The sequence below is a fragment of the Patescibacteria group bacterium genome (assembly GCA_018897195.1).
GTDB lineage: Bacteria > Patescibacteriota > Patescibacteriia > Patescibacteriales > UBA12075 > JAHILH01.
The window spans coordinates 86073-101448 of record JAHILH010000004.1; the positions used below are offsets into that span (position 1 = coordinate 86073).

Below are 15376 nucleotides of genomic sequence, written 5' to 3' on the forward strand. Positions count from 1 at the left end.
AAAATATGAAAAAAATAATTATTAAAATCACCGGCATGACCTGTGCAAGCTGTGCACTCAATAATGAAAAAACTTTAGGGAGCACCAAGGGCATTATCAGCGCGAATGTTAATTTTGCCAACAAGAAAGCAACAATTATATATGACGATAATATTCTAAACCAAACTCAGGTAAAAAAAATCATCATTAATAATGGCTACAATGTTGAGGAAGAAATAAAAAATAATGAAGATCATGGGCAACACATCCATGAAAATGGCGAAATTATTAAAGTACGCCGCACTTTTATCGGTGCCAGCATTTTCAGCCTTCCGTTATTACTTGAAATGTTTTATAAATGGCGACTAGGCATCATGTTCCTTCATCTCGACCTGGTGATGTATTTTCATTTTGTATTAGCAACTGTTGTTGTTTTTTACTACGGCTGGCGCTTTCATAAGATGGCCTTCAAACAAGCTTCTCATTTCCAAGCTAACATGGACACACTTGTCTCCATGGGCACCTTGTCGGCTTACTTTTATAGCTTCTGGTTACTAATTCAGGTCATTTTTTTCAACATTGAAAAGATGGGCTACTTTGAAACTGCAGCCATTATTATCACCCTAATCTTACTCGGTAAATACTTCGAAGCCCGCGCTGCCGGTCAAGCAGGTCAAGCAATGAAAAAACTCATGGAACTAGGAGTTAAAAAAGCCCGTCTACTTATCAATGGCGAAGAACGAGAAATTGATATTGAAAATATTAAGATTAATGACATTGTCATAGTTCGACCAAGTGAAAAAATCCCGCTTGATGGTATCATCGAAGATGGCGAGTCCAGTATTGACGAATCCATGTTGACTGGCGAATCTTTACCGTTAGAAAAAAAACCAGGTGACACTGTTTATGGTGCGACAATTAATCAGACTGGCGTCTTGAGAATTAAAGTTACCCAAATTGGCGAAGGCACAATACTGGCCAAGATTATCAAAACTGTCGAAGAAGCTCAAGGGTCAAAAGCACCGATTCAAAAATTAGCCGACAAAATATCTGGCATTTTTGCACCAGTCGTAATCATCATCGCCCTATTAACTTTTATCACCTTATATTTCAGCTCCGGTAATTTTGCCACCTCCCTAATCAATGCTATCACTGTTCTAGTTATTGCCTGTCCTTGCGCTCTTGGTTTGGCAACACCAACAGCCATTATGGCCGGTACTGGCCGTGGGGCTAAGAATGGAATACTATTTAAAAATAGTGAGAGCTTTGAAAGAGCCAAAAATATTACCATGATTGTCTTTGACAAAACCGGTACTCTCACCGAAGGCGCACCGCAGGTAAAAAAAATTATTACTAATCCAGAATTCAAATTCGAAGAGGCTCATATCATAAAAATCGGCGCCTCCGTTGCCCAAAATTCCAACCATCCTCTTTCGATGGCTGTCAGCCAATACGCCGAACAAAAGAACACGCAACTTGCCGAATTAGAAAACTTCCAGGAGTTAAGCGGTCGTGGCGTTAGTGGCACATGTAAAGCTCACAAAACTTCTCTAACACTTGGTAATAAAAAATTACTAACAGAAAACAATATCGACACTACGTGGGCTAATGAACTTCTAAGGGCCGAAAATCTGGAATCAGGTACAAGACTATTTGTCACACATGGTCAAAACTTAATTGGCGCCTTTATTATCGCTGATAAAATTCGAGCTGAGTCTGCTCAAGTTATCGCCGATCTTAAATCTATGGGCCTGAAGATTACAATGCTATCGGGCGACAATATTCAAACCGCTCAAGAAGTGGCCCGGGAATTGCAAATTGATAATGTAATCGCCGAAGTCTTGCCAAACGAAAAATCACAAAAAATTAAAGATCTACAGGCTAGTGGCGAAAAAATTATTTTCGTTGGTGACGGTATCAATGACGCTCCTAGTCTCGTGCAAGCCAACCTCGGCATTGCCATGGGCAACGCGACTGATATTGCCAAAGAAGCCGGGCAAATAATTTTAATGCAAAATAATTTGAATAAAGTTGTCGAAGCAATCAAATTGTCCAAAACAACTTTCCGCACTATCAAACAAAATATTTTCTGGGCCTTCTTCTATAACACCATTGCCATTCCATTAGCCATCCTTGGCGTTCTAAATCCAATCATCGCCTCGGCGGCCATGGGCTTTAGTTCCGTTTCGGTGGTCTTGAATAGTTTGCGGATATATAAGAAGTAAGAGTATCGTATAACTCCCTCTCCTGGATAGGAGAGGGCAGGGTGAGGTAGATTTTCGGTGACGGCTCCCCCACCCCGACCCTCTCCCGGCGGGGCGAGGGAGAATTACAGTCGTCTTCGCAGATAATAAAAAATGAGTGATTATATATCACTCATTTTTTATTATCCTATATTCGTAATTCGCAAATTTTTAATTGATAATTAATTATATCTTCCCTAATTCCAGAAACTGATTAAATTTAATCTGATCCGTAAATTCCTTCATATGACTCACCATGATCAATGTCCCTTCAAATTTATTCACCGCCTCAGCGATGATTGGGATATGACGGAAGTTAATATGATTGGTCGGCTCATCCATAATCAATAGTCCCGGTTTCATCAATACAATACTTGCCATCGATAACAAACCCTTCTGACCTTCGGATAAAGCGGATATTTTTCGGCCCATCAATTCGCCAGAGATTAAGAAACGCGCCGCAATACCACGTAGGTGCTCAACGCTTAAACCATCAGCCATTACCTTTTGCAAAAAATCCATCACCGTACTATCATAATCTAAATTCGCAAAATCCTGACTGTAATAACCAACTGTTACACCCTCAAGGATTTTCACACCCTCGGCTTTATTCTCAACCATTTTTTTCAATAATGTACTTTTACCAATTCCGTTTGGTCCAGTAATAATCATATGATCACCGCGACGCAAAATAATGTTTTGGGGCACGACAATTATTTCATAATTTTTCATCACGCTCACCGATTCAATCTCCACAATCTTACCAACAATCTCTTGTGCTGGAATATCAAAATCACGAATGCTCACATCTTCCTTGCGCACATCGACCATATTTTCCTCGGCTTCCTCAACTTCGTTTCTCATCTTCTGTGCTAGTTTTCTCATTTTACCACCCTTATGTGAAAAGAAATTGGCTTTTTCTTTACGATCTTGAATTTGTTTTTCCAAGCGTGCATTTTGCATCTTCTCTTTTTCCACACGTGCGGAAATATTTTCTACCACGGTGTAATAATCACCAGTATATTGTTCAACTTTGTGCGTGTGAATATCTAGATAAATCACGCCTTCAGTAAAGCAGTTTAAAAAATCCGCATCATGTGAAATGACAATTACCGTTTTGTCATACATGATTAAAAACTGAATCAAATGATCAATGCCCGCATCATCAAGATTATTAGTAGGCTCATCCAAGAGTAAAATATCGGGATTCTGAATCAAGGCGTATGCCAAAAGCAAGCGCGCCTGCTGACCACCAGACAAATCACGCACTTTCTTATCAATCGGTACATCTAAATTAACCGCACTCATCACGCCCGCGATGCGTCCTTTAATATTACCAGGTGTTTCATGAAAGGCTTGGGAAAAATATTCTTCCAAAGTAAAGTCTAAATCCTTTTTCTCAATTACCTGTTTCGCGGTGCCAATCACCACGCCATCGCCAAAATGAACCTTCCCCTCTTTAGGTTTATTTTCACCAGTTATTAATTTAAAAATTGTGCTCTTTCCAGCCCCATTCTGCCCCATTAAGGTTATTTTTGAACCATTACGGATACTAAAAGATGCCTCATCTAAGACTTTCTTCTTGTCCACGTATTCAAATGTCACTTCATCAAAGCGCAAAACGACTTTATTATCTGCCATAGTTTATAAATGATTATTTAATTACTAAAATATAATAACAAAAAAGACAACTTTTGTAAAGGTGTCTTTTTGATAACTTTTAAAATCTTAAAATCTAACTAACCGATGCTTCAAGTAATTTATTTATTTCCTGAGTTAATATTTCTGGAGTAATTCTCGATTTCACCAAATAAGCATTCACACCTTGCATATAAACCATCTGCTTATCTCGTTCACTGTCTAAATTAGTCAAAACAATTAAGGGAATATTATTAACCTTAGAATTTCCTTTTACTTTTTCAATCAAATAAAAACCGTCCTTTTTCGGCATCACCAGATCGGTGATAATTATGTCTGGTCTTTCATCTAAAACCACGTCGTATCCCTCCTTGCCATTTCGCGCGATATAAACAATAAAATTTTCCATTTCCAATTTTGCACAATACATATCCATTAGCACTTCATCATCCTCCACTAAAACAATTTTCTTTTTATTATCTGTTGTTTCCATAATTTTAACTCACAGTTTATTAATAACTATATTATAGCAAATTTTCAAAATAAGAAAATACCGGCAATATTAATTAATAAACATCCCGTCGCCATAACTATAAAAACGATAATTTTCTTTAATCGCCTCAGTATAAGCTTTTTTAATATTTTCCGTTCCAGCTAGGGCGGAAATTAGCATCAACAAGGTTGATTTGGGCAAATGAAAATTAGTGATCATCGCATCAACTATTTTAAACTCATAGCCGGGATAAATAAATATATTCACCAAGCCAGAATGAACGTTATTCAATAATTTAAAATTCTTCTGATTGTATGCATAAGCTTCCAGGGCGCGCGCTGAAGTGGTGCCAACACTAATAATCCGTCGCTCCTCCACTTTTGCCTCGACAATACGGCGCAAAACCTCTTTGCGAATCTCCACAAACTCAGAGTGCATTTTATGACCCTTAATATCATCAACTTTTACCGGTGCAAAAGTACCTAGACCAACGTGCAGGGTCACATATTCAATCTGTACGCCTTTGCCTTTTATTTTTTGCAACAACTCCGGCGTGAAATGCAGGCCTGCTGTCGGCGCCGCCACTGAGCCCTTTTTGTCATCATCAGCATAAACGGTTTGATAATTATGCTCATCATTTTTCTGCACATCATTCAAATTTAAAAATTCACGCTGCTTCTTGATATAGGGAGGAATCGGCACTTCACCTAAAATCTCAACCGCTTTCCAAAAATTTTTTCCATGCTTGTCAAATGAAATTTCAAAAGTTCCGTCATTATTGTCTCCCTCTACCTTGCCCGTCAATTCTTTTTTATTACCAAATTCAATCAGCATCCCCGCTTTCATACCCTTGCCACCGATTAAACATTGCCAATTATCACCTTGCAGTTGATGTAAAAAAACTTCCACCTTGCCACCCGTCACCTTCTTTCCAACTAAACGTGCTGGTACCACTTTAGAATTGTTCAACACTAAGACATCGCCCTTTTGCAAATATTCAACAAAATCGTAAAAATGCCTATGCTCAATCGCGCCACTATGCTTATTTAAAACCAAAAGCCGCGAATGATCCCGCGGACTAACTGGATGGGTTGCTATTAAATTTTCTGGCAAATTATAATCAAAATCTGATAATCGCATATGTTTCTCCCGTAAATTTTAAACTGTTTTATTTTCCTCTTTCTTATGATTCTCGGTCAACTTAATTATTATATCTCTCAGGCCGTCCGGGTCTGGCACATCTTCAAAAATAAACCTTTCTTTGGCGGCAGCTGTCTGAATATATAAATAACCGAATTTTAATAAGGTTGGTATTACGCCTTTTATTTCACTGGTAATATCCTGAATATTGGCAATTTTTTGTTCGGAAATTGTTCTCGAAAAAAAACCACGCTGTTCAATGTCTATAATTCTCTCAGTTGTTATAATCCAAAGATCTAAATAATAATCAACAAAATTAAAAAACAAAAACAACCAGACAAAAAGATAGTAAGCGCTCGCGCCAAGAGTTGCTAGCGGTAAAAAAATTTCATTATCCATTATTCCCGCCTTTCCCAAAATAAGCGCCGCCACAATAAGCAGTGGCAAAATCATTAATAATATAGACAATAAAACAGATTTAAACAAGATAAAAAAATCACGATGAATAACCTTAATCACTTTTTCCCCTGGCATTTGATTTGGTAATTTATAAACTGAAAACATAATTTAAAATTTAAATTGATTATTTGGATTAAAATCGATATTAAAAAAAGAAACTGGCGTTGTCCAATTAACTTGCTCTATATAATAAAATGACGATGACAGCATCAATCCAGATACACCAACAAAAACAACAGTGGCAAATACCGTTGCTAAATCACGAACTCCATAGGATAAAATATGAAAAAGAGAAATCACTGCTATCAATGCCCAGATAGCTAAAAAAATATAATAAGCGTAGAGAAATATTATTAAAGACATAGCTTAAATTTATTAAATTATTATTTTTGAATTTTATTTAAATGTTTGCGCGCAATGTCCGTAACAATTCGTCCTCGTGGTGAACGATCCAAAAATCCCAATTGCATTAAATATGGTTCATACACGTCCTCTATTGTAGACATATCCTCACCAGTCGCTGCCGCAATCGTATTCAAGCCAACAGGCCCTCCTTTATATTTATCAATAATCGTTTCCAAAATACGGCGATCAATCCAATCAAGACCAAGATCATCAACCTCTAACATGCCAAAAGCGCCGTGACACATTTCTTCATTAATAATACCGGCCCCCTTAACATCTGCATAGTCGCGCACACGCTTCAAGAGTCGATTGGCCACACGTGGCGTACGACGAGCGCGCTGCGCAATCGCTTGTGAAGAAATGTCATCAGTCGCCATATTCAAAATTCGTGAACTGCGACTAATAATCTTTTTTATGTCGTCATTGTTATAAAAATCCAAATGGTGAATCATGCCGAAGCGATCACGCAAAGGCGCAGACAACATGCTCGCTTTCGTCGTCGCGCCAATAATTGTAATCCGTGGCAAATCAATGCGTAAAGTCCGCGCCGATGGCCCCTTGCCAATAATAATATCCAGGGCATAATCCTCCATCGCCGGATACAAAATCTCTTCAATCGTCTTGTTCAAGCGGTGAATCTCGTCAATAAACAAAATATCTCCTTCACTTAAATTCGTCAGAATCGCCGCCAAGTCGCCACTCTTCTCAATCGCCGGCCCGGAAGTAATCTTAATATTCGCCCCCATCTCATTCGCAATAATATGCGCCAATGTTGTTTTGCCTAGTCCTGGCGCCCCATACAACAACACATGTTCAATTGTCTCATTTCGATTCTTTGCCGCTTGAATTGCAATCTTAATATTTTCTTTAATCTTATCTTGCCCCACATACTCCTCAAAGTTTTTTGGACGCAAAGAAAAATCCAGCGCCTTATCAACGCCAGTTTCCACCGGACTAATCACCCGCCCTTCTTCATCTTCACTAAAAGTAGAGAAATTCATAAATATATTATATAATTTTGGCAGTAATTTAGCAAACTATTTCTTCCTCATCCAAAAAACCCAAAACTTCAACGGATAGTCTCCTTTTTGCATTTCTTCTTTTTTCAAAATTTCAAAATCCTTCTGAAACAACTTTTCAACTTCCCAATCGTAAAAAATGTGATTATAGTGGCCATTTTTAAGAGACCAGTTTTTTACCTTGATTCCGCGGGTAAATTTCTTGATATTACGGTCGGAATTAATACTGAAACAAATTAAAAAGAAATAACCGCCTGGTTTTAAAACAAAATTCAAATTTCGCAAATATTCCCGCCATTGATATTTGCGAATGTGGTGAAGACAACCAGAGTCGAGCACTACTTCAAATTCTTCTTTAATATAAGGCAAATTTAAGACGTCGCCAACTTGAAAATCAACTGAAACTTTGGATATTTCAGCATTTTTTTTGGCTAATTTTACTGCCTCTTCTGAAAAATCAATTCCGCTGCTTTTTAAACCTATTTGCGCAAAAGGAATCGCTTGACGCCCATTGCCACAGCCAAAATCCAAGAATTTACCATTAATTTTCTCTTTCTTGATAAATTCGACAAATTTAAAAATCACCGGATACGGTGTTTGTGAGGAAAAGTGCCAATTATCACCCGAATAACCCCCTTTTAAATTTAGCCAAAATTTATCGTAAAATATTTTCTCTTTTTTAATAACTTTATCCATAACCTCATTTTACCTGCAAAATTCAATCTTTACAAATACCCAAAAACGTTGTAGGATATGCGTATAATTAATCGATTATTTTGACTCTATGATCATTCTCGGAATTGAAACCAGTTGTGACGAAACCGCCGCCTCAATTATCAAAGGCGAGGAAAACAAAATTGAAGTCTTATCAAATATAATTTCTTCTCAAATAGATATTCATCGCCAATATGGCGGTGTAGTTCCCGAGGTTGCCGCTCGTGAACATGTTTTGAATATTATGCCCGTCATCGACGAAGCCTTAAAAATTGCCAATCTAAAACACGGCGCTATAGACGCAATTGCTGTCACTGTCGGCCCTGGGCTAGTCACCTCATTACAAACTGGCGTTGAAACAGCTAAGGTCTTGTCTTATGCTTGGAATATTCCCGTTATCGGCATTAATCACATCGAGGGGCACATTGCGGCGAATTTCATTGGCGAATTTTCAGTTTTAAATTTTGAATTTCCAATGATTGTGCTTACAGTTTCTGGTGGACACACAATGCTTATTTTATCCAAGCAATTAGGTCAATTTGAAACCGTCGGCGAAACCGTTGATGATGCGGCTGGCGAGGCTTTTGATAAAGCAGCCAAACTAATGGACATTGGCTACCCCGGCGGTCCGATTATTTCCACTGAAGCCGATAAATTCAACGAAATTAATAACACTCAACCCGCCATCAAACTCCCGCGCCCGATGCTCACCTCTAAAAATTTTAATTTCTCTTTCTCTGGTTTAAAAACTGCTCTTCGCTATGCCCTAGAAAAAGATTCTACATGGCAAAATCGGATTTCAGAATATTGTTTTCATTTTCAACAAGCCATTATCGATGTTTTAATTCACAAAACAATCAAAGCTGCAGAAAAATACAATGCCAAGACAGTAATGTTGGCCGGTGGCGTTTCAGCTAATAAAGAATTGCGCTTACAATTGGAAACAGCTGTTAAAGAGCGGTTAATTGGTACTAAGTTTAATTTACCAGATTTGAAATACACCACCGACAACGCGGCGATGATTGCCGCGGCTGGCTATTTCAAAGCCCAACAACAAGAATTTACCAAATGGTCAGATTTAAAAGTTGATAGCAATTTAGAATTATAAAAAGAGTCCCGAGAATAAACCTCGGGACTCTTTTTCTTTTGTCTTGAATTTTATTTTATTTCTTCTTTTTCTTAGCCATTTCTTCTTCCTTTTTTAATACCGCTAATGTTGTCTTCACGACTGTATCTGGAATCAAGGAAATGCTATCAATGCCCTCCTCTACCAAGAAAGTCGCAAACTCAGGAAAGTCACTCGGCGCTTGTCCGCAAATACCAACCTTAGTCTTGGTATCTTTACCAACCTGAATTAAATACTTAATTAAAGTCTTCACAGCCGGATTCTTTTCATTGGAAGGACCAGCGACATCAATCATGCCAGCGGCATCGCGATCAATACCCAGTGTCAATTGTGTTAAATCATTAGAACCGATAGAGAAACCATCAAACTCTTTAGCAAAATCAGTTGCTAAAATGATATTCGCTGGAATCTCGGCCATTACGTAAACCTCTAAACCATTTTTTCCTTGTACCAAGCCATTTTCGGCCATAATCTTTTTCACCGCCTTACCTTCTTCTACGGTTCGACAAAATGGAATCATGATTTTTAAATTTGTTAAGCCCATGTCATCACGCACCTTTTTCAAAGCTGCACATTCCAATTTGAAAGCTGGTAAAAATTTCTCAGAATAATAACGACTAGCGCCACGATAACCAATCATGGGATTTGATTCTACTGGTTCATACTCCGCTCCACCAATCAAGTTCGCATATTCATTTGATTTAAAATCAGACAAACGCACAATTACATCCTTGGGATAAAAAGCGGCCGCAATCATAGCCACACCAGAGGCTAATTTTTCCACAAAGAAATCGGTTTTGTTTTTATAACCGAAGGTAATCTCGTCAATTTTTCTTTTAACTTCCTTATCTTTTATCTTAGTATAATTTATCAAAGCCAGAGGATGAATCTTAATATAGTTATTGATAATAAACTCTAAGCGCGCCAAACCGACACCATCATTCGGAACAAATGAAGTTAAGAAGGCCTGATCGGGCTCACCGACGTTCATCATGATCTTGGTCTTTGGTTTTTTCAAATTCTTCACGTCAGTTCTATTGATCTTATACGGCAATTCACCTTCATAAACAAAACCTTCTTCACCCTCCGCACAACTCACGGTAACTTTTGTGCCTGTTTTTATAGTTGATGATGCGGTGTTAGTACCAACCACACAAGGAATGCCCAGCTCACGAGAAATAATCGCCGCGTGACAAGTTCGTCCGCCTTTATCAGTCACAATCGCTGACGCAATCTTCATAATCGGCTCCCAATCAGGATCAGTCATATCAGTCAAAAGCACATCGCCTTTTTTAAAACTCTCAATCTGCTTAATATCCATGATTTTGTTCACGGTACCGGCACCAATACGACTACCAACACTTTGTCCGCTAATCAACAATTTACCTTTTGCTTGCAAACGATAATCTTCCAAAACATTCACATCGCGAGTGCTATGCACTGTCTCTGGACGCGCTTGAATGATATATAACTTGTTATCGTTGCCATCCAATGCCCATTCCATATCCATTGGTCGGCCATAATGCTTTTCAATAATCATCGCCCATTTCGCTAACTGCTTAATTTGCGCATCATTAATAGAATACTTAGCTTGCTCAGCCGGAGGCACATTGATATCCTTCACTGGATTTTTTGGATCAGAGCTGTAAATCATTCGTAAATTTTTCTTACCCATTTTCTTAGTAATAATTGCACCCGTTGGCTTAAATACATAGAATTCATCAGGATTTACTTTGCCCTGCACGATGTTTTCGCCCAAGCCATAAATAGAATTAATCATGACCACATTTTGAAAACCAGACTCAGTGTCGATTGAGAACATAACACCGGAAGAACCCTTATCAGAGCGCGCCATTTTTTGCACACCAGCTGACAAAGCAATTTGAAAATGATCAAAGCCTTTGTCCGTTCTGTATGAAATCGCGCGATTAGTAAACAAAGATGCAATACATCTCTTTACTGCATCAATTACATATTCCGCGCCTTGAATGTTTAAGTAAGTATCCTGTTGTCCTGCAAAAGAAGCATCAGGCAAGTCTTCTGCTGTCGCTGATGAGCGCACTGCCACATCAACATTCTTCATTTTATGACTCTTGGACAACTTGGCATAAGCAGTTCGAATTTCCGCCTCTAATTCTTTTGGCAGTCTTGCAGCTAAAATAGTCTTACGAACTTTAGCTCCCCTCCTCACAAGATCACCAACATTCTTGGTGTCCAAACCTTTTAAAATTTTCTCAATCTCTTTCTTTAAACCACCTTTTTCCATGAAGAAATTGTAGGCTTCGGCCGTTGTGGCAAAACCATTTGGAACAGTAATTCCTTGTTTTGTTAACTTTTGATACATCTCACCTAGAGACGCATTCTTTCCACCAACCATCGGCACATCTTTGATGCCAAGTTCGTCGAAAAATTTAATAAATTTTGACATAGTTTTCTCCCTGTCCGCCCCTGCAGAAGCCCTGACGGATATAGTATTAATAAATAATTTAAAACTTAAAGTTTAATTTTTTTACTCAAATCATAAACAAAAGGAATTTTCCACCATTCTCCATTATATGCCTTTACCGCCGCTGTCGCTGAAACAACAATTAAGGCTAAAAGTAAAATCTGTCCAAAAAAAGGCACGATAGTGGCAAAGCTTAAACCAAATAAAACTAATCCTTGCTTCGCATGAAACTGCGCATACTTAGATTTCTGCTTAGTCAGCAAGGGAATAAGACATAAGATCCATAAATACCCGCCCGCCGCGATGGTTTTATTCTTTTCAATGTCTGGATTTAACGATTGGTTGTTTTGTTCTTCGGTCATATTTTTAAATTTAATAATAGTTAATAACACCTCCCATTATACAAAATATTATACCATAAAAATTAAAAATTATAAAATATTTGACTTTTCCTAAAATACCGTGTAATAATATAGATATAGAAAAAACGTAAAAAATTGCTTTTTGCGTATTTTTTTTCTGCGGACGTGGCGAAATTGGTAGACGCACTTGCCTTAGGAGCAAGCACCGCAAGGTATGAGAGTTCGAGTCTCTCCGTCCGCACCAAAAAAATAAAAGCTGACATTTTTGTCAGCTTTTATTTTACAAAGATTATTACATAGTTCCCTCTCCTGGATAGGAGAGGGGCAGGGTGAGGTAGATATTCGGTGACGGCTCCCTCACTCCGACCTTCTCCCGGCGGGGCGAGGGAGAAATCTTGAATACAATTTATATCTTCTCCATCTCCCCCCAACTCTGCCCTACTTTCGCATCCACCACAATCGGCACAGTCAAAGTAATCGCATTTTCCATAATCGCTTTGATCTGAGGCACATATTTTACGACCAAGTCTTCGCGCATCTCAAAGATTAATTCGTCGTGTACTTGCAATAAAACTCTTGCATCGCTGTCAGTTATCTTTGCCAACACCTCAATCATCGCTTTTTTAATTAAATCCGCCGCCGTGCCTTGAATTGGAGTATTGACCGCCATCCGCTCGGCCGCTTTGCGAATTTGCATGTTCGATGAGTTAATGTCAGCCAAGAAACGACGACGACCGAACATGGTTTCAACAAAACCCTCCTCTTTTGCCTTAGCAATAGTGTTATCAATAAAATTTTTCACACCGGGGAATTTTTTGAAATATTCTTCAATAAATAAGCGAGCTTTTTCAAAAGAAATATCCGTCGCCTGCGCAAGTCCGTGCGGCCCTTGGCCATAGAGAATACCAAAATTGATTGCCTTGGCTTCACGACGCATTGTACTCGTTACTTCCGACAAATCCACTTCATTAATCTTGGCCGCCGTTAAAGAATGAATGTCAACATTATTTTTAAAAGATTCTAGCATTGTCTCATCACCAGACATATGTGCTGCAACCCTTAACTCAATTTGCGAATAATCAAAAGCAACTAACATATAACCAGCCTTAGCAACAAATGCCTTGCGAATCTCACGACCCATCTCGGTACGCACAGGAATATTTTGTAAATTTGGCTCAGTCGATGACAAACGACCCGTCGCAGCTACAGCCTGGTTGTAGCTCGTGTGGATTCTTTTTGTTTTCGGATTAATTAATTGCGGTAGGGCTTCGATATAAGTACTAATCAACTTCGCCAACTCGCGATATTCCTGAATATATTTAATAATCTCATGACGATCTTTCATTTTTTCCAATTCATCAAAAGCCGTGGAAAAACCAGTTTTCGTCTTTGTAATTCCCTCGGCTGAAATCTGCAACTTATCAAACAAAACTTCTTTCAACTGTTTGGTCGAGTTAATATTAAAATCACCGCCCGCCAAAGTCCAAATTTCTTTCTTAATTTTATCAATTTTCTTGGTTAATTCTTTATTTAATTTTTGTAAAAAACCACCATCCAAAGAAATTCCGTTCTCCTCCATTTCTACTAAAACAGAGATCAACGGCATTTCCATTTCATTAAATAAAGTTTCTAATTTTTGTTCTTGCAACTGCTTACGCAAAACCTCAACCAAACGAAAGGTAAAATCCGCATCTTCGCACGCATATAAGGATAATTTTTCCGCCTCTACGTTAGCGTATTCAATTTTATCTTTACCCTTACCAAGCAAATCTTCTTTATTGATTTTTACAAAACCCAACTCCGCAAACACAACAGCGTCTAAATTATGTTGTCGATTATCTGGATTCAAAAGATAAGAAGCAATCATGGTGTCAAAGTTAATTCCCTCGACATTGACGCCCTGATTCTTTAAAACCCGCACATCATACTTCATATTGTGTCCATATTTTTGGATACTTACGTCTTCTAAAATTGGTTTTAATTGCTTTAACCAATTATTATCAACTTGCGCCTCTTCTTTAATATCAGACATGCTACCATAATTAAACAAGTTAGTTTCCTGTTCTCCCTGCTTCTTTTTTGCGGCTTGTAATTTCAAATAATAAGCTTCACCTGCTTTCCAAGAAAAACTCACTCCTAAAATCTCACATGTAATCGGATCCAATGAAGTCGTTTCAGTGTCCACCGCAAATGCCTTTTGTTTTTTCAATTCAGTAAAGAATTTTGCAAACTTTTTTTCATCATCCACTAAAACATATTTAAACTCCGTTCGATTACGTTCAAATTTATCAATTACTTCCTGAGCACTTTCTGCCTTGGTTTGATTAGCTCCGGATAAATCCGCCACGCGGGGCAATAATGATTTAAAACCTAGGTCGCTAAACACGTCCACTAAACCATCTTTATCATAAACACCAAACTTAGCTGCCTCCAAATTAAAATCCATCGGCACATCAAGTTTTATAGTTGCCAATTCTTTAGACATATATGCATCTTCCTTGTGAGTCTTCAATAATTCCGCAATCCGCGGTTTCACTTTGTCTAGATTTTTATACAACTCGTCCAAATTTCCAAATTCCTTCAATAACTCCGTCGCTGTTTTTTCACCGATCCCCTTCACACCCGGAATATTATCCGAGGTATCACCACGCAGGGCCTTGTAATCAATTAACTGCGCCACCTTCAATCCATATTTCTCTTCCACTAATTTTTCATCATACAAAACACTATCCAAAATCCCTCGACTCATCGTGTAAACTTTTGTATCCGCCCGCACCAATTGAAAAGCATCCGCATCACCTGTCACAATAATCTTATCAACTTCCGGCTCGTGCCTCGTAATCGTCCCAATCAAATCATCCGCCTCAAAACCATCCATCTCAAAAATCGGAATCCCAAACGCCCGCACCACTTTCTTCACCATCGGAATCTGCGCATACAGCTCATCCGGCGCCTTCTCGCGATGCGCCTTATACTCCGTATATTGAATATGCCGAAAAGTTGGCGCCTTCCGATCCAAAGTCACCACCACATACTCCGGCTTAAACTCTTTAATTGCCTTCAACAACACAGTCGTAAATCCATACACCGCATTTGTCATTTCCCCCGCGCTATTTTTCATAGTCGGCGGTAAAGCGTGAAAACTACGATGAATCAAAGCGTTCCCATCAATGATAATAATCTTTTCTTTTTTTATAATCATATTTCAGTAATTATTTACAATACTTCCATTATACCACAGAAAACAAAAAAAAATAGCTCAAAATAAAAAAAATAATAACTTATTCTCTTAAAGATAATCAATATTTTGATTATTTTATTAGAGAGCGAAATTTTTACCTCTCCGAGAACC

Annotated in this window: 12 protein-coding genes and 1 tRNA gene; 3 read left to right on the plus strand and 10 right to left on the minus strand. The window is 38.3% G+C overall.

The window, feature by feature from the left end:
* The first annotated feature begins 5 nt into the window (after window positions 1-5).
* Entirely contained in the window at window positions 6-2204 is a 2199-nt protein-coding gene (locus KKD45_03735) for a heavy metal translocating P-type ATPase (protein ID MBU4309610.1), read from the plus strand.
* 204 nt (window positions 2205-2408) lie between these two features.
* Here KKD45_03735 and KKD45_03740 read toward each other — a convergent pair whose 3' ends face one another.
* From KKD45_03740 to KKD45_03770, 7 genes are all read right to left on the minus strand, one after another.
* Window positions 2409-3863 carry an ATP-binding cassette domain-containing protein gene (locus KKD45_03740; protein MBU4309611.1) on the minus strand — a complete coding sequence of 485 codons (1455 nt, stop codon included), beginning with the start codon at window positions 3861-3863 and terminating at the stop codon, window positions 2409-2411.
* Between the two features lie 94 nt (window positions 3864-3957).
* A complete protein-coding gene (locus tag KKD45_03745) occupies window positions 3958-4353 on the minus strand; it encodes a response regulator (protein MBU4309612.1) in 396 nt (131 codons plus the stop codon).
* A gap of 69 nt (window positions 4354-4422) precedes the next feature.
* Window positions 4423-5493, minus strand: a complete 1071-nt coding sequence (gene queA / locus KKD45_03750) for a tRNA preQ1(34) S-adenosylmethionine ribosyltransferase-isomerase QueA (protein MBU4309613.1) — start codon at window positions 5491-5493, stop codon at window positions 4423-4425.
* Window positions 5494-5511: 18 nt separating this feature from the next.
* Window positions 5512-6057, minus strand: a complete 546-nt coding sequence (locus KKD45_03755; protein ID MBU4309614.1) for a PH domain-containing protein — start codon at window positions 6055-6057, stop codon at window positions 5512-5514.
* Between the two features lie 3 nt (window positions 6058-6060).
* Window positions 6061-6315, minus strand: coding sequence for a hypothetical protein (locus KKD45_03760; GenBank protein ID MBU4309615.1), 255 nt, complete (start codon window positions 6313-6315; stop codon window positions 6061-6063).
* A gap of 20 nt (window positions 6316-6335) precedes the next feature.
* Window positions 6336-7358 (minus strand): Holliday junction branch migration DNA helicase RuvB, encoded by a 1023-nt coding sequence (ruvB, locus tag KKD45_03765; GenBank protein MBU4309616.1) that lies wholly within the window; start codon window positions 7356-7358, stop codon window positions 6336-6338.
* Window positions 7359-7394: 36 nt separating this feature from the next.
* Window positions 7395-8072 carry a class I SAM-dependent methyltransferase gene (locus KKD45_03770; GenBank protein MBU4309617.1) on the minus strand — a complete coding sequence of 226 codons (678 nt, stop codon included), beginning with the start codon at window positions 8070-8072 and terminating at the stop codon, window positions 7395-7397.
* A gap of 88 nt (window positions 8073-8160) precedes the next feature.
* Between KKD45_03770 and tsaD the strand changes: the two genes are divergently transcribed.
* Entirely contained in the window at window positions 8161-9198 is a 1038-nt protein-coding gene (gene tsaD / locus KKD45_03775; protein ID MBU4309618.1) for a tRNA (adenosine(37)-N6)-threonylcarbamoyltransferase complex transferase subunit TsaD, read from the plus strand.
* 55 nt (window positions 9199-9253) lie between these two features.
* Here the strand turns inward: tsaD and ppsA are convergent, their stop codons facing one another.
* Together ppsA and KKD45_03785 are read right to left on the minus strand one after the other, a co-directional pair.
* Window positions 9254-11644, minus strand: a complete 2391-nt coding sequence (ppsA, locus tag KKD45_03780) for a phosphoenolpyruvate synthase (protein MBU4309619.1) — start codon at window positions 11642-11644, stop codon at window positions 9254-9256.
* A 65-nt stretch (window positions 11645-11709) separates the two neighbouring features.
* The gene (locus tag KKD45_03785; GenBank protein MBU4309620.1) at window positions 11710-12024 is read right to left on the minus strand and encodes a hypothetical protein; all 315 of its coding nucleotides are present in this window, start codon (window positions 12022-12024) and stop codon (window positions 11710-11712) included.
* A 159-nt stretch (window positions 12025-12183) separates the two neighbouring features.
* Between KKD45_03785 and KKD45_03790 the strand changes: the two genes are divergently transcribed.
* A tRNA-Leu gene (locus KKD45_03790) sits at window positions 12184-12268 on the plus strand.
* Between the two features lie 162 nt (window positions 12269-12430).
* Here KKD45_03790 and polA read toward each other — a convergent pair.
* The gene (gene polA / locus KKD45_03795) at window positions 12431-15226 is read right to left on the minus strand and encodes a DNA polymerase I (protein ID MBU4309621.1); all 2796 of its coding nucleotides are present in this window, start codon (window positions 15224-15226) and stop codon (window positions 12431-12433) included.
* Window positions 15227-15376: the final 150 nt, after the last annotated feature.